Source organism: Streptomyces sp. KLMMK, from assembly GCF_036961605.1.
In the GTDB taxonomy this organism is placed as follows: Bacteria; Actinomycetota; Actinomycetes; order Streptomycetales; family Streptomycetaceae; genus Streptomyces; species Streptomyces telluris.
In genome coordinates this window covers 1-1022 of the sequence record NZ_JBAMDC010000772.1, presented here as the reverse complement: position 1 = coordinate 1022, position 1022 = coordinate 1, and the positions used below count along the sequence as shown (strand labels likewise).

At 67.7% G+C, this 1022-nt stretch carries 1 protein-coding gene; it reads right to left on the bottom strand.

The annotated features are described in order from the left end of the window. The coding region (gene metK / locus V7793_RS37865) for a methionine adenosyltransferase (protein ID WP_336014293.1) at window positions 1-1012 on the bottom strand (1012 nt) is incomplete at its 3' end. Window positions 1013-1022: the final 10 nt, after the last annotated feature.

The window sequence follows — 1022 nt, the reverse complement described above, 5'->3', positions numbered from 1 at the left end:
TCGTGTTCGTACCGAAGGTCTCCACGAACAGACCCACCGGCTCGGCCTTGCCGATCGCGTACGCGACCTGCACCTCGCAGCGGGACGCCAGGCCTGCGGCGACGACGTTCTTGGCGACCCAGCGCATCGCGTACGCCGCCGAGCGGTCCACCTTGGACGGGTCCTTGCCCGAGAACGCACCGCCGCCGTGACGGGCCATCCCGCCGTACGTGTCGATGATGATCTTCCGGCCCGTCAGACCCGCGTCACCCATCGGGCCACCGATCTCGAAACGGCCCGTGGGGTTCACCAGCAGCCGGTAGCCGTCGGTGTCCAGCTTGATGCCGTCCTCGACGAGCTCCTTGAGGACGTGCTCGACGACGAACTCGCGGATGTCGGGAGCCAGGAGCGAGTCCAGGTCGATGTCCGACGCGTGCTGGGAGGAGACGACCACGGTGTCGAGGCGGACGGCCTTGTTGCCGTCGTACTCGATCGTCACCTGGGTCTTGCCGTCGGGGCGCAGGTAGGGGATGGTCCCGTTCTTGCGGACCTCCGACAGGCGGCGCGAGAGCCGGTGCGCCAGGTGGATCGGCAGCGGCATCAGCTCCGGCGTCTCGTCGCACGCGTAGCCGAACATCAGACCCTGGTCACCGGCACCCTGCCGGTCGAGCTCGTCCTCATCGCCCTCCACACGCGCCTCGTAGGCCGCGTCCACACCCTGGGCGATGTCCGGCGACTGCGCACCGATCGACACCGACACACCGCACGAAGAACCGTCGAAACCCTTCGTCGAGGAGTCGTAGCCGATGTCCAGGATCTTGTTGCGGACGAGCGAGGCGATCGGCGCGTACGCCTTCGTCGTCACCTCGCCGGCCACGTGCACCAGGCCGGTGGTGATCAGGGTCTCGACGGCCACGCGGGAGGTCGGGTCCTCCTTGAGCAGGGCGTCGAGGATCGTGTCGCTGATCTGGTCAGCGATCTTGTCGGGGTGACCTTCGGTCACGGACTCCGAGGTGAACAGGCGGCGGGACACATCGCTCCCT